Below are 1,823 nucleotides of genomic sequence, written 5' to 3'. Positions count from 1 at the left end.
GACCCTCAGCAAGTCCTATCGTTGCAGGTCAAGGGCACTTTCCGTGTTTCTGATCAACTCTTGGACAGCCCACCTCGTGAAAGCGCGAGGCTAGGTCCAAGCTGGGTGCCACCATAGCCGAGCCTCGACGGCGGAACATGTAGTCGGACACGCTCGTCGGAACGTACTTGGCTGACAGTTCGCTTTCGACCAGCAGCCCTTCGAAGATCTCGCGCAGATGTGCAGCAAACCGGTCTCGCCAGGCGTCTGTGAACCTCGGGAGGGTGCGCCGTAAGAGATCTGCCAACGCAGTTTCCAGGGCCCCGTTGCACGGGTGCGAACTGACGCCTCCGCTGGCGGTCACCGCCAGGAGGCCGGGGATCACTCCCAGCCAGCTGTCCACGGTTCGATACATACCCTCTGCCTGTTGATCATCGAGTTGGCCCATCCAGCTCATCCACCCGGTCAGCAAGGTGAGGTCGTCAAGCGCGGCGGTCGGGTAGTTCCTGGCTGTGAAACCGCCCCAGTCGGAGGCGTCGAACCGCTGCGTTGCGGCATCCGAGGTCACCAAGTTCATCCGGCGCGCCCACAACCGGTTGGCGCGTTCGGCTTCCGCATGGCCCGGATTGACTTTGCACGGCGCCGACAGGACAAGTTCGGGCGCCTTCGCAAGGTGTGCAAACACCTTCTGCTCGGCAGATCTCGAGCGAGATGCCTGCGGAAGTGCTTTAGGGTCGTGCATGGGGCCTCCCGGCCTCTGTAAGGCCGACCACCTACGGCGGAGCCTGTGGCCGGCGACGCTCAAATTCCACGAGAGACGTGCCAAGGACCGCCTCCAGGGCGCCTTCCTGGCTCCGGCCGCACCCATGTCGTGGAACCGTGAACCGGCCGGTCAATGCGGAGGCCTGTTTGCACACGAGGCCCAACACAACACGGGGAACTACACCGGCGAAGGCAAGGGTCATGAGGAGGATCGAGCAGCTACTTCAGGATATCTAGCCCCCACGAAGAACCCTCTTGACTCTCCCAACGCCTTTGTGCCCAGGCTTATGTGATGTCACGCCAGGATTTCAACGTTCGGTGAAACCGTGCATAAGGGGGCGTGCGCGACCTACGTGATTGGAACGCATGCACCCGTTCTCTCCCGTTCACCACCCACCCCGTTTATATCCTTGAGTGCTTCTTCTCTCAGCCGGTGATCTTCCTCCATGACGCGCGTGTAACTGCCGGACAAGGAGTGGGAGTTCGTCGAGCCGTACCTGCCGATCGGCGAGTTCGGCCAGCATCCCGAGCGGCTGCGGCTGCAGTTTGAGGGGGTGATCTGGCGGTTCAAGACGGGCGGGGAGTGGCGGGAAATGCTGACGGAGTTCGGCGCCTGGTCGACCGTTCACGCTGGTTCCGACAGTGGCGTGACGCCGGGATCTTTGAGGCTCTGGTGGACGGAGTGATCGCGGAAGCCGCAGCGCGCGGCGAGGTGGGCCTGTCCCTGGTCGGCATCGACTCCACCAACACCCGAGCCCACCACGACGCGGCCGGGATGCACCTCGACGAGGACGTCCTCACCACCCTGGAGAAGGCCGCCGCCGAGGCGGACAGGGCCAGGTCAAAAGGGGCAGCCTCGAAGAACACGGCGGGCAGGAAGCCGACAGCGATCCCGTGCGAGAAGAACGAAGACGCGTCCGGCGTCGGCGAAACTCCGACTGCACGCCGCCCTCCTCGGACGCTCCAGGGGCGGGCAGACCAGCAAAGTCCACAGTGATGATGGCTGGGTGATCGCTTCGGACCTGACCCAAAAATCCACCGACGCTGTTGAGTTGTCCTGGCGAGGATGCGTCGGTCCGGGG

The 1,823-nt window shown here is 63.5% G+C and carries 1 protein-coding gene and 1 pseudogene; one reads left to right on the top strand and one right to left on the bottom strand.

All coding sequences use genetic code 11. From position 1 onward, the window contains the following. Nucleotides 1-28: 28 nt before the first annotated feature. Nucleotides 29-721: a hypothetical protein gene (locus ACFU95_RS50950; RefSeq protein ID WP_383844778.1), complete on the bottom strand. Its 693-nt coding sequence runs from the start codon at nt 719-721 to the stop codon at nt 29-31. Between the two features lie 481 nt (nt 722-1,202). Between ACFU95_RS50950 and ACFU95_RS50945 the strand changes: the two are divergent. Continuing rightward, nucleotides 1,203-1,733 (top strand): annotated as a pseudogene (locus ACFU95_RS50945) (transposase); the annotation flags it as partial. Between the last annotated feature and the right edge of the window lie 90 nt (nt 1,734-1,823).

Source organism: Streptomyces sp. NPDC057623 (genome assembly GCF_042800355.1).
Lineage (GTDB): Bacteria > Actinomycetota > Actinomycetes > Streptomycetales > Streptomycetaceae > Streptomyces.
This window is presented reverse-complemented; position numbering and strand designations above follow the sequence as displayed.